Origin of the sequence: Saezia sanguinis (genome assembly GCF_003991585.1) — a bacterium.
Classification (GTDB): Bacteria; Pseudomonadota; Gammaproteobacteria; order Burkholderiales; family Burkholderiaceae_C; genus Saezia; species Saezia sanguinis.
Genome location: NZ_PQSP01000003.1, coordinates 81,305 through 102,092, shown reverse-complemented (window position 1 = coordinate 102,092; position 20,788 = coordinate 81,305). Strand labels below are relative to the sequence as shown.

Below are 20,788 nucleotides of genomic sequence, written 5' to 3'. Positions count from 1 at the left end.
ATGCTGTTGCTTTAAAACCAGAGCGCTGAGTGCGAGGGGTTGTATTCTTTGAGGTTGGACGGGCCTGTGTAGGCTTTCAGGGTACCAAGCTCCAGCAAGGTAAAGTAGCCGTTATCTGGCAGCCAGCCACCTGTGTCGATGAAATAGGTGTTGCCTAAGACGCACATGGTAGGTACAGGCGTGTGCCCATGGATGGCTGCACGGATATTGCGGATGGGCTCGGTGTAATGCCGAGACAGGCGCTCACGCGACCATTGGCAAAACATGGCTTCACGGGAGTCGATGTTGCGGTGCTCCATCTGCAGCCAGTCATCGTAAGGAAAATCTGCATGAGCCAGTCCTACCGGACCTTCCCGGGTTTCCACTTCAATGATGATGGGGAGTTGTTCAAACGCTTTTTGGAGCTGAAGCTGTTCTTTTTCTGATAAATCGTAAAGCCATTTGCCGCCGTGCGCTGCATGATCGGCAAAATAGTTGGGTTTGCCCCGGATGGCCCAGATCACCATCGACTCATGGTTTCCCTGAATGGCATGGAACCAGGGTTTTTCCAGCCATTCCAGAGCCAGAACCGATTCAGGCCCACGGTCAATCAGGTCTCCCACACAGAACAGTCGGTCGGTTTTGGGATTGAAGTTGACGGTATCGAGTGCGTTTTCCAGCCTGGTAAAGCAGCCATGGATATCCCCGACGGCAAAGTCGCGTCCATGCTTATTAACGCTGAAGTATTGTGTATGCGTATACATGGTGGCTGTCAATCATATAATTTGTGTTATACCAGAACTTAACGTATACCAATAAACAGAAAACGGGTGCAGTGCTTGTTGGAAATCAGCTTTCCGCAGTCAGGCGTGAAATATAAACAGGCTATTTGGCTTAACTGTCTGGCTGTTTCAGGCACCGGCATGGTATACACGTGTGGGCTTAAATTCAAAATTTAAAGAGCCGTGTTTTAAAAAATGCCGTCATTAAATGACCCTCCTCATTTTGTGTTTCGCTTCTATTCTTGTGCAACCGGACGTTCAGGGCTGGCACTCCACTCGCTCCATGAGCCCGGGTATAGTGCAGCCATGTTAAAGCCGGCGTGTACCATAGACAACAGGTTATGGCATGCAGAAACGCCTGAGCCGCATTGATGCACTACGGTATCTAGAGGGTGGTTATTTAAAATTTGTACCCACTCCTGGTGCAACTGCTCCGGGGCTTTGAAAGTGCCGTCAGCTTGCAGATTCTGCTTAAAAAACCGGTTAATTGCCCCTGGAATGTGCCCTGCGGCAGGATCCAGTGGTTCAACCTCGCCCCGGAAACGTTCTGGCGCACGTGCATCAATGATATAGAGTTGTGACGAGCCCAGATTTCGAAGAATCTGGTCGGCATTGACCGTTGGGGTTAAAGGCTGTTGTGCTTGAAAATTGCCTTCGGGCCGTGCCGGGGGCAATTCGGTACTCAGGGGGCCGCCCTTGTTTTCCCAGGCGACCAGCCCCCCGTCCAGAACACGTACATGAGCGTGCCCTAACCACTGTAATAACCACCACAAATGTGCTGCAAACATGCTGTCCTGCTGGTCATAGACAATGATTGATGTGTTTTGGTTAACCCCCAGCGTGCGTAATTTCTGGGCCAGCGTTTCGCGCTCGGGCAGCGGGTGACGGCCATTGGTTCCGGTTTTAATGCCGCATAAGTCCTTGTCCAGGTTCAGAAAAACAGCCCCTGGCAGGTGGTTTTGCGCATACTGTTGCTGCCCGGCCTGCGGGTTTGACAAGTCAAAACGGCAGTCAATGAGCAGAATATCACCTGCTGGAGTTTGCTGCGCCTGCTGAAGTTCAGCGACAGAAATTAAGGGAGAGGGTTGCATACTTGTCACATTGGGCCAATGAAGTTGTCTACTGATGTAATAATATAGGGAATTGGCTTTGTCATGTCAGCACTTATTGTTTTGAAGGGCGAAAATGTCAAAGATTTCACATCTTATGTTGCTATGTTGTTATGTCTGCACTGAAAATTCTGGTTACCAATGACGATGGCTATCTGGCGCCAGGCATTCATGCACTGGCTCAGGCATTGAGTTCTTTGGCTAAAGTCGAGGTGGTGGGGCCGGAGCAGAATTCAAGCGGAATGTCCAGCAGTTTGACCCTGAACAGGCCACTACAGGTGTTTCAGGCCCGGGAGGGGGTTCGGTTTGTTAACGGAACACCCTCTGACAGTGTGCATATTGCCCTGACAGGGTTATTGGGGTACCGCCCTGACCTGGTGGTGGCAGGTATCAATAATGGTGCCAATATGGGGGACGATACGATTTATTCCGGGACCGTTGCCGCGGCACTGGAAGGGTATTTGTTTGGTATTCCGGCGATTGCGTTTTCACTGGTTAAACGGGGCTGGGAGCATTTGGATACAGCGGCACAGGTCGCCAAAGATCTGGTGAGCAGCCTGGCTGCTTCCAAACTGATCGGGCCCAGTGCCATTGAGCCGCCATGGCTGCTCAATGTGAATGTGCCCAATGTGCCGTATGAGCAGCTCCAGGGAACAGAGATTACCCGCTTGGGCAAGCGGCATGCCAGTGAGCCTGCCATCCAGACGCATAACCCGTATGGTGAGCCGATTTACTGGATAGGCAAATCCGGGGCTGCCAAGGACGATGCGCAAGGTACCGATTTTCATGCGGTGACCAGCAGCCGGGTGTCGGTAACGCCTTTGCGCTCGGATTTGACAGATTACCAGGGCATGCGCCGGTGGGAGTCCGTTTTATGAGTGCTGCGGACACGCCCGGTACGCCCAAAAAAAAGCGCTTTCCGGTCACGCTGGATTTGCAGGCGCCGGTTCAGCCGGCACGCCCGCCTGGCGTTAAGGTTGGTGCCAAAGCAGGCAGTGCTGTGCGTCCTTCCGGTCCGGCGGGAAACGTGGCGGGGGCTTCTGCAAGGGCCGGCATTGCAGGCAATGAGGATTCTCTGCGTATACGCATGGTTCAGCGCCTGTCTCAAAACGGTATCCGTGATGAGCGCGTTTTACAGGCCATGGCTCAGGTGCCGCGCCATTATTTTGTGGATACGGCTCTGGTCAGCCAGGCGTACGAAGATACCAGCCTGCCGATCGGGCTTGGTCAAACCATTTCTAAACCCTCTGTGGTTGCGCGTATGCTGGAGCTGATCATGCCCAAAACCGGCGCATCGCTGCAAAGGGTGCTCGAAATTGGGACCGGCGGAGGCTATCAGGCTGCGGTATTATCCTTGTTGGCCAAAGAAGTGTATAGTGTTGAACGGCTGAAAGGGCTGCATGAACGTGCCAGAGTGAACTTAAGGCCATTGCGGCTTGGCAATGTGCATTTGATTTACGCTGATGGTATGCTTGGATTTGCTTCCGGTGCGCCTTATGATGCCATCATTGCGGCCGCTGGCGGGGAGGATCTTCCGGCTTCGTGGCTCGAGCAGTTGGCAGTAGGCGGCTGTCTGGTGGCCCCGATTGCATCCGGGGCCGGTATGCAGGCACTGGTCAAAGTGGAGCGGACTGAACAGGGGTGGCAAAAATATGTGCTTGAAGCTGTGCAGTTTGTGCCCTTAAAATCAGGGACATCATAAAATAGTATCTAATTTATTTATTTCAGAGGTATCACATATGGCCAGATCGCGCGGCGGTTATCTTTTTTTGCTGATTGCTATGAGCGCTGTTTTGTCAGCATGTACATTGACTGGCACTGATAGGGCACCGATTGTAGATGCAGGCACTTCTACCGGGGGTATGACGGGCAGTGGTTCTGCAGAAGCTGTTTATTACACAGTTCAGCCGGGAGATTCTTTGCGTAAGATTGCGATTCAGTTCGGGCAAAGCTGGCAAAATATTGCGGCCTGGAACAACATGGCAGACCCCAATGTATTGAAGGTAGGGCAGCGCCTGCTGGTGGTTCCCGCTGGTGGCGTCGCACCAGAGAGTACACCACCTACCAATACCGCAGCAGCCCAGAATCAGCCGCAGGCTACGGGCAGCGGGCAGATTGAGGCCGCCACCAGTACAGTGTCCAACCGCATGGACTGGGCCTGGCCGGCCAAAGGGCAGGTGGTTGCCAACTTTGATGGCGGCAGCAACAAGGGGATTGATATTGCCGGCAATGCCGGGGACCCGGTTTATGCTGCTGCTGATGGCCGTGTAGCGTATGTCGGTGGCGGGTTAAGAGGCTATGGCAACCTGGTGATCATCAAGCACAATGATGTATTTGTGACCGCATATGCCCATAACCAGAAAATCCTGGTACAGGAAAACCAGGTGGTGCGTAAAGGCGACCAGATTGCTGAAATGGGCAATACAGATGCCAGCCGGGTAATGTTGCACTTTGAGGTGCGACAGCAAAACCAGGAGGGCAGCAGCCCGGTTGATCCCCTGAAATTCCTGCCGGCCCGATAGCGGTTCGAACAGCACATCCGTTGTGTTGCAAAGGCTGTCTTACTTAATTAAGGCAGCCTTTTGATTTTGTGTATCCGAAAGATTTGATAACTGCCGTTAAAATGCGCTGTTGACGAATGTTTGAAAATCATGACCATGACCGTACAGAATCACGATGAGAAGACCTCCTTACCCGGCAATACCACTGATGCCCCGGCACCGGTGAGTACAGATGCTAGAACATTGTCAGATGAATGGCTGCAGGTGGAGTCTCTGGATCTGGAGGCACAGGGCATTGCGCACAACCATGCAGGGAAAGTGCTGTTTATTGAAGGCGCTTTGCCCGGAGAATCGGTACAAGTGGATGTGCGGCGCCGTAAAAACCAGTGGGAGGCAGCCACTGCCAGAGTGATCCGGCGGGAAAGTGCACTGCGTGTGAAACCACGTTGCCCCTATTATGGGGTATGTGGCGGGTGTGCAATGCAACACTTCCACCCGGTGGGGCAGATTGCTGTGAAGCAGCGGGTTCTGGAAGATAACCTGTGGCACCTGGGCAAGGTCAAACCGGATATGGTTTTGCGCCCGATTGAGGGGCCTGCCTGGGGCTACCGCTGGCGCGCACGTTTGTCCGTACGTCATGTGTATAAAAAAAATACGGTGCTGATCGGTTTTCGGGAAAAGCGGTCGACCTATGTGGCAGACATGCAGACGTGTGAAATCCTGCCGCCGGATGTCAGTGCATTGCTCATGCCTTTACGCGATCTGATTATTTCCATGGATGGCTGTGACCGCATTCCGCAGATTGAGCTGGCAGTGGGCACTTCGGTGATTGCGCTGGTGGTTCGGCATCTGGAGCCATTGACCGCGGAAGATGCCCAGCGGCTCAGGCAGTTTGCTGATGGGCATTCGCATGGCAGAAAAATCCAGTGGTGGTTGCAGCCCAAGGGACCCGATACGGTGCATCTGCTGGATCAGCCCGACACGGCAAGTGAACAGCTTTCTTATGCCTTGCCTGAATTTCGTGTCACCATGCCATTCAAGCCGACAGATTTCACGCAGGTCAATCCATTCATCAACCAGGTGCTGGTGAGCCGGGCTGTACGTGCACTGGATATTCAGCCGCATGAGCGGGTGATTGACTGGTTTTGCGGGCTGGGGAACTTTACGCTTCCCATGGCAACACAAGCCAGAGAAGTTCTGGGCATTGAAGGCAGCGAAATACTGGTTGCCCGTGCGCAGGAAAATGCTTTGTTCAACCAGCGTGAAAATACCCGCTTTGCGGCCTGCAATCTGTTTGAGGTGGAAGTGCAGAACCTGCTTCAATACGGTGTGGTAGAAAAATGGCTGGTTGATCCCCCGCGCGAAGGAGCGTTGGCTTTGGCTAAAGCCTTGGCACAGCTTCATCAGGAAAAACAGGAGGGGAAGCACAGCGACTTTATGTTGCCGCAGCGAATTGTTTATGTGAGCTGCAATCCGGCAACATTGGCGCGTGATGCAGGATTGTTGGTGCACCAGGCTGGGTACTGTTGTTCAGCAGCCGGGGTGATCAATATGTTTCCGCACACAGCGCATGTGGAAAGTATGGCGGTGTTCGATTATCTGGGATAAAACACGTGATGAAGGCATAAAAAAACGGGCCATGACAGCCCGTTTTCTCACTAGCACGAGGAAGGAAATCAGTCGTCTCCGCCAAAGATGCCAAGCAAAGACAGCAATGACTGGAAAATGTTATACAGGCTCACATAGATGGACAATGTTGCACTGACGTAATTGGTTTCGCCACCATCAATAACACTTTTCACGCTATACAGCAGGAAAGCGGTGGAAATACCCATCACCAGGAACAACAGGGCAATCATCAACGGGCTGGATTGGAAGAAGAAGAAATTGCCGATCCCAATGACAATCGCCATGATCAGACCTACGGACAGAAATTTGCCCCAGGATGACAGATCACGCTTAATGACGGTTGCCAGTGATGCCATGACAAAGAAAATCAGACCTGTGCCACCGAACGCCAAAGCGATCAGTTCTGCGCCATTGCTGTAGCGCCAGAGCACAAACGAGATCAGGCGCGAGAGCATCAATCCCATAAAGAAGGTGAATACCAGCAGCAACACCACACCAACAACGGATTCTTTGGTTTTTTCAATGGCGAACATCAGACCGTACGCACCCACAAAGAACACGATCAGCGACACGGTCGGGCTCATACGGAGCAGTCCGAAATAGTGGCCAACGACTGCGCCTAAAACGGTTGGTACCATTGATAAAGCCAACAGCCAATATGTGTTGCGCAGCACACGGTTACGCTCCTCGGCTGAAACGGCATAACCATAGTCTGCAGTCTGCAGATTATTATTCATAAATCAGGGCTCCTTAACTGCTCTGTTTTGGGGTGTTTGATAACCAGAAAACTGGAACGGTTATAACTATAATGCATTGACAGCGTATATGGGTATTTTTCTTGATTTTACAAGGGAATTTTTGTAAATCACACCCTGTACAGGCTGTACAAAACGGTTGTAACCAGCGCCAATGCTCTGATTATATCAGTTATTTACGCGGATTTGCCTGCGTTTTATCACATGTGATTTCTGTTTGCAACCGCCAGCTTGGTTAAGCAGCGTTGGCGTGTTCAGAGAATATATTCAGAGAAAATATGATCATCGTAAAAAAGCGCTTGGCTGGCTCAATTGATCATCAGGTAAAACCTTTTCATCAATCTTGTGGCTGAGCAAAAAAACGACCCCCTGTTGTGTCAGGCTAATGGAGAAATACAGAGAGTCGTCCCCACGATGATCTTTCCTTAACTGATATTTATTTGGTCAATATCAGTTTTCCAAATTTGGTAGCTCTTAACTGGTAAACGGCGCCATTGTGAGCAATTGAAACCGCTTTTGCACCCTGCAGCAGAAAATGGCTATGAACAATGTGCTCTACATTCTGTGCTGCCTTTGTTTGCGTAGCAGCGTTTGCCAGTGATGAATCTCGACGCAGTGTTAAGGTTTTCATGATTTTTGAGGAATAAATAAATTTCATTCGTTAACGTAATGATAATCATTTTCATTTAAAAAGCAAGAATAACCTTTGACCTATGTGGTTATACGGGTATACCGTATGCAACAAGCACAGTGTTCTGATGTCCACAATCCTGCAAAAAGCAGAACATATGTATGAACTGAGTTGTTGCTGCTGGTGCGGAAGCCAGCAGAATGCCGGAAGAGGTACTTTTTGTGAGGACGTGGCGCATAGCGCAGGCGGCGATTTGGAGACGTTATGCGCCATAGATGCTGCAAAGAGCAGATGGCAGATGGGCAGTAACGAAAATCAGGGTGCCGGAACTGCAGATGCTGCCATGCTGGATGCAGCAGCGTGCTCATGAGAAGAGTGGCATTGCCCGATCACGCTTTTGGCGCAGTCGGCACAGCGTCCGCATTGGGTAGCAACACCCAGTTCAAACTGGACTTCATCAAACCCCATGCCCTGCTGGGCACAGTCGGTAATTTCGCGATCCGAGATACGGCGGCAGACGCAAACGATCATGATGAGGTTGTTCCTGTAACAATATAACGCCAATTATAAATGAGAATTATTATCACTCTTATTAATTTTATCTATTTCCCCACATAAACAGGGGTGTTTGATGACTAAGCGGTATGCGAGTTGTTTTGCGTCGTGCCTTGTTTTTAACAGGTACGGTGCAACCGATTGCCATTGGCACAATGGTATAGGCCGATGCATACACGCAAATGGCAAACAGGGGTGGGGCGAGCGGCCAATTCATACTCTTTGATGCAGACAAGGCAGAGTAGCCAGCGATGGGTATATGCACGTGGAATAATGCCCCATCTGATGCAGTTCAGCTACGTATTTTGGCAGTTATCAGGCAGATGAGTTTCCGGTACTGGCGTAGCAAAGTTGAGAGTTGCATTTTTATTTTGTGATGGCGGTATTTATGAGCTTCAGCGCCGGGCGTTTTTTCCTGGGTTTTATCTTAAGTGTTTGTTCAGCAGCAGCCATGGCAAATGGTTTTGCCATCAATGTGCAAAGTGCCAGTGGTGTCGGTACTGGAGAGGCCGGGCGCGCATCAACCGCACTGGATGCGACGGTGATCTATGGCAATCCGGCGGGCCTGGTCAGGCTTGACCGTCCACAACTGGTTTCGGGGTTCGGTTTTGTCAAGGCGGATGTGGGCATCTCAGATACCTGGGGTATGACGGCAACCGGGTCGCCGGTGGTGGGAACCAACCAGGGAGATTCGGTTCCTGATGTGTATGTGCCGTTTGCTTTTGCCTCAACGCCTATCAATGACCGCTGGGCTGTCGGTATTGGCATTTATGTGCCTTTTGGACTGATCAATGATTATGAGCCTACATTCATGGGGCGCTATCACGGGGTTCACAGCAAAGTATCGGTGGTGACGATACAGCCGACGGTCAGCTTCAAGGTGAATGACCGCCTGTCAATCGGATTCGGGCCGACCATTAACCGCATTTCAGGCCGCTTGAAGAATAACATGGATGCGCGGATGCTTGGTGGTGGCGAAGGGATGGTGGATATCAAAGGTTCCGACTCGGGCGTCATGGGGTTTAATTTTGGAGTCATGTTTGACCCCACAGATTCCACAACGCTCGGGCTGACTTACCACTCCCGGGTTGATTACAAGCTGACCGGCAGGACCCGTTTTTCTGGTTTGGGCGGGTCGCTGGCGGCGGTGAATGGGCGCTATGATGCCAACCTGGATGTCACATTGCCCGAGTCGGTGGACATGGCGATTACCCAGCGGCTTTCCGACAAGTGGACTGTTTACGGTGGCGCAACCTGGACTCGCTGGAGCCGCTTTCAGGCGCTGGATATCTACAACACCGGTATGCCGGTTGCATCTTTAAGGCATCTGAACGAGAAGTTCAACTGGGAAAATACATGGTCATTTGCCCTTGGTGCGTCTTACCAGATCCGTCCGGAGCTGGTTTTGCGTGCCGGTCTGACTTATGATCCTTCGCCGACCAACAGCGAATACCGGAATGTGCGTATCCCGGTAGGAGATCGGCATATTTTTGCTTTGGGCGCAGGCTGGACGCCTACGCCGGACTGGACATTTGATTTTGCCTATACCTACCTGTGGGAAAATACGGCCACCATCAACCAGCCGGTCAAGAGTGCGTTTGTTCCCTCTTATCATGCCCGCTATAAAAACAGCGCACACGGGTTTGCTTTTCAGGTGACACGGCGTTTTTAAACCGGACAAAAGCGGTTGCCAGGGCAGGCAAACAGGATTTTATTTTTGCAAAGCGGCTGAAAAAAAGGAGAACCTGCGGGTTCTCCTTTTTGATGATGTCAGGTTAACTTCAGGCCGTCTGGTTCAGACTTTGAACGCCTTGACCTGGGGAATAAAGCTGAAGTGCTTGCCGACCACTGCAACGATTTCATTATCGGTCAGGCCTGCGTAGCGGATGTTTTCCAGGAATTCAGGGAAGTCATTAAAGTGGTCGCTGTCCACAGACAGAATCTGCATGACGCATGACAACCGGTTATCGACAGCCGGGCGGCGATAGGTGATTTTGCTTTCAATCGCGTTGCTGATGCTGATCATCAATGGCGCCAGCTCATTGGCGCCTTGCAGCCAGTATTGCTGCGCAGCAAAAATGCCTACTTTTTCATGTGCCGTCAATTCATCTGGCTGAAGACGGGCAAGCAGGTCAAACATGCAGTTGATAACCAGCTTGGTGGCTTGCTGGTCATCGTGGTTGACTGATCCATCTTCGCGGTAAAAATAGTGCTGAATGATGTCGAACACATTCCACAGTGGATCCTGCGAGGATCTCGGTTTTTTAGCGTCGTGAGGGTGCATAACCATTGTTGGCCTCCATCGTGAGACGATAGACAAATATAAGTTAAACCATTTTAACGAGAAGATAAATAGCTGGAATGTAGTGATGTCAAGCTTTCACCACATATCACAAGTATTTTCCCACAAAACAACAGCTCATTAATCCGGGGGGTGGTTTTCCCCCCAGTATCGGCATTTTTTAAACCCAATATATTCTTTAAATATATATGCTTCATAGCGATATGGCAATTGGTGTACATGTGTTTAATGGGGTAGTAATGACATAGATCAATCAGGAGATTTCCTCGCATTCATGGAATGCATGTTTTGTTTGGTCTTTCTCCATTTTCTGGAAAGCAACAGACAGCATCAGTTTGATACGGTTGAGCTGATTGACTTCCGAAGCGCCGGGGTCGTAGTCCACTGGCGTCAGGTTGGCCTGTGGGTAACGTTCTTTCAACGCTTTAAGCACCCCCTTGCCGGTGACATGGTTGGGCATGCAGGCAAAAGGCTGCATGCAGATGATGTCATCCACACCTTCTTCAATCAGGCTGACCATTTCGGCAGTCAGAAACCAGCCTTCGCCGGTCTGGTTGCCGCGTGAAAGTATGGGTGCGGCGCCAAATGCCAGCTCATCAATGGTGTGGGGCGGGGTAAAGCGTTTACTTTGCGCCAGTGCCTTGCGCATATCCTTGCGGTAAAACTCCATGGCCTTGACAGCCAGGTTCCCGGCCAGTGCCGCGAGCCTGCTCTTGGAGAGGTACTGGTGCTTATAGTCGTAGTCGTAAGCGCAGTACAGCAAAAAGTCCATGATGCCCGGCATGACGGCTTCGCAGCCTTCCTGTTCAATGATGTTGACCAGGTCGTTATTGGCCGTGGGGTGAAATTTCACCAGAATTTCACCCACCAGTCCGATGCGGGGCTTACGGACGTGTTCCAGCAGTTCCAGCTTGTCAAAATCCTGCACAATGCCATGGATGTTTTGCTTGAATGTCTTGAAATCGGCTTTGAAAATGGCTTCTTTGCACCGCTCAACCCATTTGTAATACAGGGCATTGGCCGAGCCGGGTATTTTTTCGTAAGGGCGGGTTCTGAACAGGACCTGTATCAGCGTATCGCCATAGGCGGCAGACATCATCATGCGGTTGAGCATGGGCAGCGAGAGTTTAAACCCCTCGTGCTTTTCCATGCCCAACGCATTGAGCGAAAGCACTGGAATATCGGGGTATCCTGCATCATACAGCGCTTTGCGCAGAAAGCTGATGTAGTTGGTGGCCCGGCAGCCGCCGCCGGTCTGCGAGATCATGACTGCTGTTTTGGACGTGTCAAATTCGCCTGAATTGAGTGCTTCAAGGAGCTGCCCAATCACAATGATGGCGGGGTAACAGGCGTCGTTATTGACAAAGCGCAGCCCGGTATCAATGGCGGTTGCCGGAACATCCTGCAGAATTTTCAGGTTGTAACCACAGGCTTTGGCCGCGTTGTCAAAGAACTGGAAGTGTATCGGCGACATCTGCGGGGCAATGATGGTGTAGCCTTCTTTCATCTCTTTAGTGAAGGTGTTGCGCTTGTATTTGGACGGGAAGAAGCGGATGGGCTGTTCCGGCAGGTCTTTGACCTGGCGCTCATTCAGTGCAGCTTTCAGCGAGCGGATGCGGATACGCGCTGCCCCCAGGTTATTGACCTCGTCAATTTTAATGGCCGTGTAGATTTTGCCTGCCGGCTCCAGCATCTCCTGGGCCTGCTCGGTCACGACCGAATCCAGCCCGCAGCCAAACGAGTTCAGTTGGATGAAATCCAGGTTTTTCGCTTTGGCAACCTGACTGGCAGCCCGGTAGACGCGGCCATGGTAAGTCCATTGGTCGATCACCCGTAACGGGGTGTCCATTTCTTTGGACAGGTGGGCAATGGAGTCATCCGAGAGCACCGCCATGCCCAGGCCTGTGATGACCTGCGGAATGCCGTGGTGAATTTCCGGGTCCATATGGTAGGGGCGGCCCGAGAGCACAATGCCATGGATGCCGTTTTGTTCCAGATAGGCCAGGGCCTCTTCCCCTTTTTGCTGCACGTCTTGGCGGTAGTTTTCCTGTTCAGCCCAGGCAGCAGACAAAGCCTGCTTGATTTCTTTGCCGGTAATGCCCATGGGTTTGAAAATATCCACCAGGCGTTTGGCGAGTTTGTCCTTGTTTTCCAGCGACAGGAACGGCTGGATAAAATGAATGTTCTTTTCTTTCAGCAGGTCGATGTTGTTGCGGATCAGCTCCGGGTAGGACGTCACAATCGGGCAGTTAAAGTTATTGTGGCTGTCGGTAAACTCTTTGAATTCGTAAGGGACACACGGATAGAAAATGGTTGGAACTCCCTGGTTGACCAGGTCCACAATATGCCCGTTGGCGAGCTTGGCCGGATAACACATGGAGTCTGATGGCAGGGTGTCGAGCCCCTGTTCCATCAGTGATTTGGAAGAGGGAGATGACAGCACAACCCGGAATCCGAGCTCGGTCAGGAATGTGAACCACAGCGGATAGTTCTCGTACATATTGAGTACGCGCGGAATGCCGATGGTGCCGCGTGTGGGTTGTTCCAGCGGTGTGTAATTGAACACCCGCTCATACTTGTACGCATACAAATCCGGCAGATTGCCGCTGCTGGCATGCTTGCTGCCCAGGCCGCGTTCACACCGGTTGCCGGTGATGAACTTGCGCCCGTCGGAAAAACGGTTGACGGTCATGGCACAGGTGTTTTCGCATACTTTACAGCGCACCATGGCATGCTTGACCGAAAGTTCGTTGATGGCCTGCAGGCTCAGCATGGTGCTTTCTTCGGCGCCTTGCCAGCGTTCTTTGGCAATGATGGCCGATCCAAAGGCCCCCATCAGCCCGGCAATATCGGGGCGCACAGCGTGGCGTTCCGAAACCAGTTCAAAAGCACGCAGCACCGCATCGTTATAAAAAGTGCCGCCTTGGACGATGACTTTTTGCCCCAGGTCTTGCGGGCCTTTGATTTTGATGACTTTGATCAGTGCATTTTTGATCACGGCATAAGACAGGCCGGCCGAAATATCGGCCACGCTGGCGCCTTCTTTCTGGGCCTGCTTCACGCTGGAATTCATGAACACGGTACAGCGTGAGCCCAGATCGGCAGGAGCCTGCGAGGTCAGTGCTGCCTGCGCAAAGTCGATAATCGGCATCTGCGCCGATTTGGCAAAGGTTTCCAGAAACGAACCGCAGCCCGAGGAGCAGGCCTCATTGAGCAGAATGTTGTCAATGACACCATCCTTCACCCGCAGGCACTTCATGTCCTGCCCGCCGATATCCAGAATAAAGTCCACGCCAGGCAAAAAGTGGTTGGCCGCTTTGTAGTGGGCAATGGTTTCCACCTCGGAAAAATCGAGCTTATAGGCCTCTTTGATCAGCGCCTCGCCGTAGCCTGTGACGGATGAGGCCGCAATGGTGGCGGTGGGGGGCAGCGAAGCATATATTTTTTCCAGAATGGCTGCAACCACTTTAAGCGGTTCGCCTTCATTGCTGCCGTAGTAGCTGTAAAGCAGCTCGTGGTTCTCGCCGATCAGTGCAGCTTTGGTGGTGGTGGAGCCGCAGTCGATACCCAAAAAGGCATTGCCGCTGTAAGTGGACAGATCAGCGCGTTTGGCACATGCATCGCTATGACGTGCCGTGAAGTCCTGGCGTTCCTGTTCATCGAGAAACAGGGGGCGCAGTGTGCGCAGGTCGTTTTGCTGCTGTGCCCGCATTTTCTCAAAGCCGGCCAGCATTTCCTGGAATGAAACGGCGGCTTCCGGTTTGCCGTGCAGCGCAGCGCCTAAGGCGACAAACAGTTCGCTGTTGTCCGGTTTGACAATATCTTCAGGTTGTAGTTGCAGGGTTTGCACAAAACGTTTTTGCAGTTCCGGCAAAAAGTTCAGCGGGCCGCCGAGGAATGCCACTTTGCCTCTGATCTTGCGTCCGCAGGCCAGGCCGCTGATGCTCTGGTGTGCCACCGCCTGGAAAATGGACAGGGCAATGTCTTCTTTGGCAACGCCCTCATTAAGCAGGGGTTGCACGTCGGTTTTGGCAAAAACGCCACAGCGCGCGGCAATCGGATAGAGGTTTTTGGCTTTTTGGGCCAGTTCATTCAGGCCGGTGGCGTCTGTCTGCAGAAGGCTGGCCATCTGGTCAATGAAGGCGCCTGTACCGCCGGCGCACGAGCCGTTCATGCGTTGTTCAATGCCGTTGGTGAAAAAGGTGATTTTGGCATCCTCACCGCCAAGCTCAATGCAGACATCGGTCTGGGGAATCAATGTTTCTACCGCTTTGGCGCAGGCAATGACTTCCTGGGTGAATTGGCAGCCGACCATCTGGGCAATATCCATCCCCCCGGAACCTGTGATGACCAGCGCCACAGGCTCCAGTGCCGAGATGATCTGGGCATGGTGCAGTTCCTGAATACAGCGCAGAACGGTTGCCCTTACTTCGGAGAGGTGGCGGGTATAGGTCTTGTAAAGGATATGGCAGCCCGAATCGATCACAACCACTTTGACCGTGGTTGAACCAATATCAACACCGATACGCAGGGGGTGTGTTAGCGCAGAGGGGAAAGTATCTTGAAATGACATGACCTGTTTTACCTTGATAATGAAGTTATTCTATGAAAAAGTGGGGTGAAAAAGAACCGATACGGTATAGGGGTTTTACGGATGCGATTTTTCTGCAACAAGGGTTGCTTTTTTGTAACCTGGTTTCGCAGGCATTGTGAATCTGGCATGTTCAGTGGTGTACATCAAGCATTTCCTTTCTGAGAGGGGTTAACACGCCCTGGTGAATGCATTGTCATTTTGGGTGGGAATTCTGGAAGCCTATTTCTGAAAAGTATCTGATTAATATACTCAGGGTATCCATTGGAGATATTTCTGGCCGAATAACCTTGGGCGTTATGGCTGACAGAGGCATTTAAACAGGGGCAACACCTGAGTGACGGATAATCCATATAGTGACGGGGCGAGCTTGAATGGCGGTTTTGGATAGAAGCTCTTTGAGAATTCAAATATCTGATTGACAAGGCAAATAGATAATGACTTTTTTATGGCACGATTATGAAACCTTCGGTATCAATCCCAGGCAGGATAGGCCGGCACAGTTTGCCGCCATCCGTACCGATGAACAGCTCAACGAAATTGGCGAGCCGCTCATGCTGTACTGCCGGCCTGCGCCGGATTATCTGCCGGACCCGGTGTCGTGCCTGATCACCGGCATTACGCCGCAGCATTGTCTGGAACACGGCCTGCCTGAATACCAGTTTGCCGCACGCATTGAAAAAGAACTGGCGGCATCCGGCACCATCGGGGTGGGCTATAACACCATCCGGTTTGATGACGAGGTGACGCGTTTCATGTTCTGGCGCAACCTGATCGACCCTTATGCACGGGAATGGCAGAACGGTTGCGGGCGTTGGGATCTGCTGGATGTGGTTCGCACCGCCTATGCCTTGCGGCCTGATGGCATTGAATGGCCGGTCAATGCCGATGGCATGACCAGCTTCAAGCTGGAGCATTTAAGCGCTGCCAATGGCTTGTCGCATGAAAGTGCGCATGATGCCTTGTCGGATGTGCGGGCCACCATTGCGCTGGCACGGCTGGTGCGTGAAAAGCAACCTAAGCTGTTTGATTTCTGCCTGGCCTTGCGGCGTAAAGACCGTGTGGCGCAGGAACTGCGCTTGCCGGTAACGCAGGACAGCGCCCGGCCTTTTCTGCATATTTCAGGCATGTTTTCGCCTGAGCGCGGTTGCATGGCGATCATGTGGCCGCTGGCCACGCACCCGGTCAACCGCAATGAATTGCTGGCGTGGGATTTGAGTGCCGACCCTTCTGAACTGGTGGGACTGAACAGCGAGGAAATTCGTGCCCGGCTGTTTACCCGGACAGATGACCTGCCTGAAGGGGTGACACGCCTGCCGATCAAAGGCGTGCACCTGAACAAATCACCCATAGTGATCAGCCACCTGAAAACGCTCAGCCCGCAAATGGCAGAACGCTGGGGAATTGATGTGGCGCAGGCGATGGCACATGCGCTCAAAGCACAAGAACTGCCTGATATGAGCGCGATCTGGGCTGAAGTGTATGCACGCGATGCTTCAATGCCGCAGCCCGATGTGGATGGTGATTTGTATGGCGGCTTTCTGGGCGATGAAGACCGGCGCCGCCTGCAACGCGTCAGGCAGATGACGCCGCAGGAACTGGCGGCTGAACGCCTGGGGTTTGACGATGAGCGGCTGATGGAACTGGTATGGCGTTACCGCGCCCGCAATTACCCTGAGACATTGTCAGCGGAGGAAAAACAGGGTTGGCATCAGCACTGTATGGGGCGGCTGCTGAACGGTGCAGGCGCAAGCCGTACCATTGCACAGGTGCAGGATCAGATTGATGCGCTGAGCATGGAGCGTGAAGAGCGGGAAGATGAACAGGCCATGCGCGATATGCAGGTTTTGGAAGCGGTTTATGATTATGCGCATTCACTGGTTGAAGAAGAATGAACAGACAGTGCCGTGGGATTTAAAACGCAGGAAGAGATCAGATGCGTAAATATCGGGGTGTGATTATCGGGCTGGTTGCCGCACTGGTGGTTGTGGCGGTGTTGGTGTATGTTTACCGCAATGACATATCGCCGCGCCATGCCACGCTGGTGCTCAGCGGTAATGTGGATATACGCCAGGCGAATCTGGCATTCCGGGTAGGCGGTCGTGTCAAGGAAGTGCTGGTGGATGAGGGCGATGTGATTGGCCAGCCCGGGCAGTTGCTGGCGGTGATTGACGCAGAACCGCTGCAAAACGCATTGGACCAGGCACAGGCCAACCTGACCGCGGCTGAAGCCAATCTGGCGCTGATGACTGCCGGTTACCGGCAGGAAGACATTGCCCAAGCCCGTGCACAGCTGCAAACCCAGCAGGCACAGTTGGTGAACGCGCAGAAAATGCTGGCACGCCAGCAGCAATTGGCGGGTACCGGGGCGATTCCGGCCAGTACACTGGATGATGCCCGTGCTGCACGCGATCAGGCGGCAGGGCAGGTGGAAGCCGCACGGCAGAATTATGAGGCGCTGAGCCGTGGCTACAGAATAGAAGAGGTGGAGCAGGCCCGTGCCCAGGCCGAGCAGGCCCGTGCGGCCGTGGCAACAGCCCGGTTGCAGCTAGAAGACGCGCAGTTAACCGCACCTTCTACCGGCGTGATCATTACTCGTGCGGTGGAGGTCGGTTCGATGGTGTCGGCAGGCACCACGGCGTTCACCCTGTCGCTCAATGACCCGGTGTGGGTGCGTGCTTATGTGGAAGAACCTGACCTGGGGCGTGTGGCGCCGGGGACTGCCGTGGTGATTTATACCGATAGCCCGGATGGTAAAACCTATGAGGGCGTGATCGGCTTTGTTTCACCTACCGCTGAATTCACACCCAAACAGGTGCAGACGCAGGATTTACGTACCGGCCTGGTGTACCGCATCCGTGTGGTGGTGCGCAACCCTGATCAAGGTTTGCGCCAGGGGATGCCGGTAACGGTGAAATTGGCGGCAGATGCATCATCTTAAATGGCAGGAAACATGCAGCCCTCTGCCCAGCCAGCCCAGCCTGTCAATCAGCCGGGGCTGTCAGATGCCATTGTGATTGAGGGGCTCAGGCACAGCTTTGACCCCAAGCTGGAAGATGCGCTGCATGATATCAATCTGCGCATACGTGCGGGTGTGATCACCGGGCTGGCCGGCCCCGATGGTGCCGGTAAAAGTACGCTGATGCGCATCATGGCCGGGTTGCTGGTGGCAACTGAAGGCAAATTGCAGGTGGCTGGGGTGGACCCGGTTAAGCAGATGAATGACCTGCACTGGCGCGTTGGTTATATGCCGCAGAAGTTCGGTTTGTATGAAGACCTGAGCGTCATTGAGAACCTGCGCCTGTATGCCGACTTGCGCAATGTCACAGGTGCCGCGCGGGATCAGCAGTTTGAGCGGCTGCTGACAATGACCGACCTCAAACGCTTTACCACCCGCATGGCAGGCAAGCTCTCTGGCGGCATGAAGCAAAAGCTCGGGCTGGCCTGCACACTGCTGGGGCGGCCGCAGGTATTGCTGCTGGATGAGCCTGGCGTTGGGGTGGACCCGATTTCCCGGCGCGAGCTGTGGAAAATGGTGAGCGACCTGGCGAGCCAGGGCATGGCAGTGGTGTGGGCCACCGCCTATCTGGATGAGGCGGAACTGTGTGACGACCTGTGCTTGATGAACCTTGGCAAGGTTATGTTCAACGGGCCGCCCAAAGACGTTGTGGCGACCATGCAGGGCCGCTGCATACAGGTGCAGAAAATCGATGGCAACCGTCGCCATGTGCTGCAGCGTGCATTGTTGCTGCCCGATGTGGTCGACGGAGTGATTCAGGGTTCCAGTGTTCGCCTGGTGATGAAAAAACAGCATCAGCAGCCTGACCTGCAGGAAATTCAGGCCGGTGAGCATGCGGTCATTCAGGAAGTGACGCCACGGCTGGAAGATGCGTTCATTGACATGCTGGGCGGGGGGCCGCATGAAGTCTCGGTGCTGGCCCAGCACATGCCGCAGGTGGAGCTGCCTGCCAATGTCGACCCTTATGCAGTCATTGAAGTGAACAACCTGACACGCCGGTTTGGCAGTTTTGTGGCGACCGACCATGTCACATTCAAGGTGCGCAAAGGAGAGATTTTTGGGCTGATCGGCCCGAATGGGGCGGGCAAATCAACCACCTTCAAAATGCTCTGCGGGCTGCTGCCTATCAGCGAAGGGCAGGCCAGGGTAATGGGGGTGGACCTGCGCAAAAGCGCGGCGCAGGCACGACAGCGGCTGGGTTATATGGCGCAGAAATTCTCTTTGTACAGCAACCTGAGCGTGCAGCAGAACCTGGCTTTTTTCTCAGGCATTTATGGCCTGCGGGGCGCCGAGCGGCAGGAGCGCATGGCGGAAATGGTCAGTTGTTTTGCGCTGAAAAATTATTTGCACGCTAAAACCGGTGACTTGCCATTGGGTTTTAAACAGCGGCTGGCGCTGGCGTGTGCTTTGATGCATGAACCGCAACTGCTTTTTCTGGATGAGCCCACTTCCGGTGTCGACCCGGTAACGCGCCGTGAGTTCTGGGGCCATATCAACGGGCTGGTGGACAAGGGCGTAACGGTGCTGGTGACCACGCACTTCATGGATGAGGCCGAATATTGCGACCGGATTGCGCTGATTTACCAGGGTCAGGCAATTGCTATTGGTCCCACCGATGAGCTCAAACGCCAGATTGCCTCAGCGGATTTGCCTGACCCGACGATGGAAGATGCGTTTGTTGATCTGATCATGCGCAAAGAGCAGCAGAATGCAGCAAACCAGCAGGAGCAGGCGGCATGAGCGATCACGGTATGCCTCCTTCTGCTGATGAAAAGGCGCTGCCCACAGCGCAGAATCGTCATGATCATTTCTCATGGCGCAGACTCAGGGCTCTGTGCTGGAAAGAAATGCTGCAGATTGTGCGCGACCCCAGCAGCATTGCCATTGCGGTGGTTTTGCCGATTATGCTGATAGTGATTTTTGGTTTTGGCATCAGTCTGGATTCCAACCGGCTGCGCGTGGGTGTGGTGGTTGAAGATAACGGCATGCATGCGCGGCGGTTTGTGGCTGCGGTGGCGGCATCGCCTTATATGGAGGCTACTGTAGGGTACTCGCGTATGCAGATGCAGGCGATGATGGACGAGGGCAAGGTTTACGGGATGCTGGTGGTGCCTGCCGATTTTTCTGAAAAAGTGGAGCAAGGATCGGGGCAGGCGGTAATTCAGGTGCTGGCTGATGGTTCACAGCCCAATACGGCGAATTTTGTTGTCAGTTATGCGCAAGGGGCCTGGCTGACCTGGCAACAGGCCACGTTACAGGATGCCGGAGAAAAACTGGCCATCAGCATTGACCCGGTGGTACGTTACTGGTTTAACCCGACTACGGATAGCCACAATTTCCTGATTCCGGGAGCCATATCGGTCATCATGACCATCATTGGCACGCTGCTGACATCGATGGTGATTGCCCGCGAATGGGAGCGTGGCACGATGGAAGCGCTGCTGGCCACACCGGTGACCAAACTGGAACTGCTGCTCTCCAAAGTGATTCCCTATTACCTGCTGGGGATGCTGGCGATGCTGATCTGTATTGCCATGGCCACAGGCCTGATGAATGTGCCGCTACAGGGCTCTTTGTTGGTATTGTGCGTGACGGGCAGCCTTTTTCTGGGCAGCGCACTGGGCATGGGGTTGCTGATATCGGCCATTACCCGTGAACAGTTCAACGCAGCGCAGGCAGCGCTGAATGCGGCTTTTTTGCCGGCGGTGATGCTCTCGGGTTTTATGTTTGAAATTGCCAGCATGCCGCAGGTGGTGCAATGGATCACCTACGTCATTCCGGCGCGGTATTTTGTATCTATCCTGCAAACGGTATTTCAGGCCGGTGAAATCTGGGCTGTCATTGGGCTCAATACGCTGTTTCTGGTGTTTTCGGCCATTTTCTGGCTCGGGCTGACAGCGCTCAAAATGCGGCGACGGCTGGACAGGTGACAAAT

The 20,788-nt window shown here is 53.2% G+C and carries 16 protein-coding genes; 9 read left to right on the top strand and 7 right to left on the bottom strand.

All coding sequences use genetic code 11. From position 1 onward, the window contains the following. Window positions 1-11: 11 nt before the first annotated feature. The gene (locus tag CUZ56_RS07540; RefSeq protein WP_126979775.1) at window positions 12-743 is read right to left on the bottom strand and encodes a metallophosphoesterase; all 732 of its coding nucleotides are present in this window, start codon (window positions 741-743) and stop codon (window positions 12-14) included. A gap of 254 nt (window positions 744-997) precedes the next feature. Continuing rightward, window positions 998-1,852, bottom strand: a complete 855-nt coding sequence (locus CUZ56_RS07535; RefSeq protein WP_126979774.1) for a sulfurtransferase — start codon at window positions 1,850-1,852, stop codon at window positions 998-1,000. 140 nt (window positions 1,853-1,992) lie between these two features. On the opposite strand from CUZ56_RS07535, the gene surE reads away from it, so the two are divergent. The 4 genes from surE (at window position 1,993) to rlmD (ending at window position 5,979) form a co-directional block, all read left to right on the top strand. Next, window positions 1,993-2,748 carry a 5'/3'-nucleotidase SurE gene (gene surE, locus CUZ56_RS07530; RefSeq protein WP_126979919.1) on the top strand — a complete coding sequence of 252 codons (756 nt, stop codon included), beginning with the start codon at window positions 1,993-1,995 and terminating at the stop codon, window positions 2,746-2,748. After that, window positions 2,745-3,572 carry a protein-L-isoaspartate(D-aspartate) O-methyltransferase gene (locus tag CUZ56_RS07525; RefSeq protein ID WP_126979773.1) on the top strand — a complete coding sequence of 276 codons (828 nt, stop codon included), beginning with the start codon at window positions 2,745-2,747 and terminating at the stop codon, window positions 3,570-3,572. The genes surE and CUZ56_RS07525 overlap by 4 nt, the downstream gene beginning before the upstream one ends. A 37-nt stretch (window positions 3,573-3,609) precedes the next feature. Continuing rightward, on the top strand, window positions 3,610-4,392 hold the full coding sequence (locus tag CUZ56_RS07520; RefSeq protein WP_126979772.1) for a peptidoglycan DD-metalloendopeptidase family protein: 783 nt from the start codon (window positions 3,610-3,612) through the stop codon (window positions 4,390-4,392). A 129-nt stretch (window positions 4,393-4,521) separates the two neighbouring features. Further along, the gene (gene rlmD / locus CUZ56_RS07515; protein WP_239442249.1) at window positions 4,522-5,979 is read left to right on the top strand and encodes a 23S rRNA (uracil(1939)-C(5))-methyltransferase RlmD; all 1,458 of its coding nucleotides are present in this window, start codon (window positions 4,522-4,524) and stop codon (window positions 5,977-5,979) included. 68 nt (window positions 5,980-6,047) lie between these two features. Here the strand turns inward: rlmD and CUZ56_RS07510 are convergent, their stop codons facing one another. The 3 genes from CUZ56_RS07510 to CUZ56_RS07500 form a co-directional block, all read right to left on the bottom strand. Next, window positions 6,048-6,737, bottom strand: a complete 690-nt coding sequence (locus CUZ56_RS07510; RefSeq protein WP_126979771.1) for a Bax inhibitor-1 family protein — start codon at window positions 6,735-6,737, stop codon at window positions 6,048-6,050. Between the two features lie 454 nt (window positions 6,738-7,191). Then, a complete protein-coding gene (gene hemP, locus CUZ56_RS07505; protein ID WP_239442236.1) occupies window positions 7,192-7,413 on the bottom strand; it encodes a hemin uptake protein HemP in 222 nt (73 codons plus the stop codon). Window positions 7,414-7,701: 288 nt separating this feature from the next. After that, on the bottom strand, window positions 7,702-7,917 hold the full coding sequence (locus CUZ56_RS07500; RefSeq protein WP_126979770.1) for a (2Fe-2S)-binding protein: 216 nt from the start codon (window positions 7,915-7,917) through the stop codon (window positions 7,702-7,704). Between the two features lie 400 nt (window positions 7,918-8,317). On the opposite strand from CUZ56_RS07500, the gene CUZ56_RS07495 reads away from it, so the two are divergent. Then, window positions 8,318-9,613 (top strand): OmpP1/FadL family transporter, encoded by a 1,296-nt coding sequence (locus tag CUZ56_RS07495; RefSeq protein ID WP_338056659.1) that lies wholly within the window; start codon window positions 8,318-8,320, stop codon window positions 9,611-9,613. Window positions 9,614-9,736: 123 nt separating this feature from the next. On the opposite strand, the gene CUZ56_RS07490 is transcribed toward CUZ56_RS07495, so the two are convergent. Then, window positions 9,737-10,231 carry a hypothetical protein gene (locus tag CUZ56_RS07490; RefSeq protein WP_126979768.1) on the bottom strand — a complete coding sequence of 165 codons (495 nt, stop codon included), beginning with the start codon at window positions 10,229-10,231 and terminating at the stop codon, window positions 9,737-9,739. A 265-nt stretch (window positions 10,232-10,496) separates the two neighbouring features. Further along, window positions 10,497-14,816, bottom strand: a complete 4,320-nt coding sequence (locus CUZ56_RS07485; RefSeq protein ID WP_126979767.1) for a 2-hydroxyacyl-CoA dehydratase — start codon at window positions 14,814-14,816, stop codon at window positions 10,497-10,499. Between the two features lie 455 nt (window positions 14,817-15,271). On the opposite strand from CUZ56_RS07485, the gene sbcB reads away from it, so the two are divergent. Genes sbcB through CUZ56_RS07465 form a run of 4 tightly spaced genes read left to right on the top strand, consistent with a single transcriptional unit; the run spans window position 15,272 to window position 20,783 of the window. Beyond that, window positions 15,272-16,729 carry an exodeoxyribonuclease I gene (gene sbcB / locus CUZ56_RS07480; protein ID WP_204250859.1) on the top strand — a complete coding sequence of 486 codons (1,458 nt, stop codon included), beginning with the start codon at window positions 15,272-15,274 and terminating at the stop codon, window positions 16,727-16,729. Window positions 16,730-16,770: 41 nt separating this feature from the next. Beyond that, on the top strand, window positions 16,771-17,775 hold the full coding sequence (hlyD, locus tag CUZ56_RS07475) for a secretion protein HlyD (protein ID WP_126979765.1): 1,005 nt from the start codon (window positions 16,771-16,773) through the stop codon (window positions 17,773-17,775). A gap of 12 nt (window positions 17,776-17,787) precedes the next feature. Further along, on the top strand, window positions 17,788-19,593 hold the full coding sequence (locus CUZ56_RS07470; RefSeq protein ID WP_126979764.1) for an ATP-binding cassette domain-containing protein: 1,806 nt from the start codon (window positions 17,788-17,790) through the stop codon (window positions 19,591-19,593). Next, window positions 19,590-20,783 (top strand): ABC transporter permease, encoded by a 1,194-nt coding sequence (locus CUZ56_RS07465; RefSeq protein WP_239442234.1) that lies wholly within the window; start codon window positions 19,590-19,592, stop codon window positions 20,781-20,783. The genes CUZ56_RS07470 and CUZ56_RS07465 overlap by 4 nt, the downstream gene beginning before the upstream one ends. The last annotated feature ends 5 nt before the right edge of the window (window positions 20,784-20,788 follow it).

Excerpts from the sequence above, each read along its gene's own strand:
- sbcB (WP_204250859.1), top strand. The coding sequence starts at position 15,272 with ATGACTTTTTTATGGCACGATTATGAAACCTTCGGTATCAATCCCAGG.
- CUZ56_RS07500 (WP_126979770.1), bottom strand. The coding sequence starts at position 7,917 with ATGATCGTTTGCGTCTGCCGCCGTATCTCGGATCGCGAAATTACCGAC.
- CUZ56_RS07525 (WP_126979773.1), top strand. The coding sequence starts at position 2,745 with ATGAGTGCTGCGGACACGCCCGGTACGCCCAAAAAAAAGCGCTTTCCG.
- CUZ56_RS07540 (WP_126979775.1), bottom strand. The coding sequence starts at position 743 with ATGTATACGCATACACAATACTTCAGCGTTAATAAGCATGGACGCGAC.
- hlyD (WP_126979765.1), top strand. The coding sequence starts at position 16,771 with ATGCGTAAATATCGGGGTGTGATTATCGGGCTGGTTGCCGCACTGGTG.
- CUZ56_RS07510 (WP_126979771.1), bottom strand. The coding sequence starts at position 6,737 with ATGAATAATAATCTGCAGACTGCAGACTATGGTTATGCCGTTTCAGCC.
- rlmD (WP_239442249.1), top strand. The coding sequence starts at position 4,522 with ATGACCATGACCGTACAGAATCACGATGAGAAGACCTCCTTACCCGGC.
- CUZ56_RS07465 (WP_239442234.1), top strand. The coding sequence starts at position 19,590 with ATGAGCGATCACGGTATGCCTCCTTCTGCTGATGAAAAGGCGCTGCCC.
- hemP (WP_239442236.1), bottom strand. The coding sequence starts at position 7,413 with ATGAAATTTATTTATTCCTCAAAAATCATGAAAACCTTAACACTGCGT.
- CUZ56_RS07535 (WP_126979774.1), bottom strand. The coding sequence starts at position 1,852 with ATGCAACCCTCTCCCTTAATTTCTGTCGCTGAACTTCAGCAGGCGCAG.
- CUZ56_RS07485 (WP_126979767.1), bottom strand. The coding sequence starts at position 14,816 with ATGTCATTTCAAGATACTTTCCCCTCTGCGCTAACACACCCCCTGCGT.
- CUZ56_RS07520 (WP_126979772.1), top strand. The coding sequence starts at position 3,610 with ATGGCCAGATCGCGCGGCGGTTATCTTTTTTTGCTGATTGCTATGAGC.
- CUZ56_RS07490 (WP_126979768.1), bottom strand. The coding sequence starts at position 10,231 with ATGGTTATGCACCCTCACGACGCTAAAAAACCGAGATCCTCGCAGGAT.
- CUZ56_RS07470 (WP_126979764.1), top strand. The coding sequence starts at position 17,788 with ATGCAGCCCTCTGCCCAGCCAGCCCAGCCTGTCAATCAGCCGGGGCTG.
- CUZ56_RS07495 (WP_338056659.1), top strand. The coding sequence starts at position 8,318 with ATGGCGGTATTTATGAGCTTCAGCGCCGGGCGTTTTTTCCTGGGTTTT.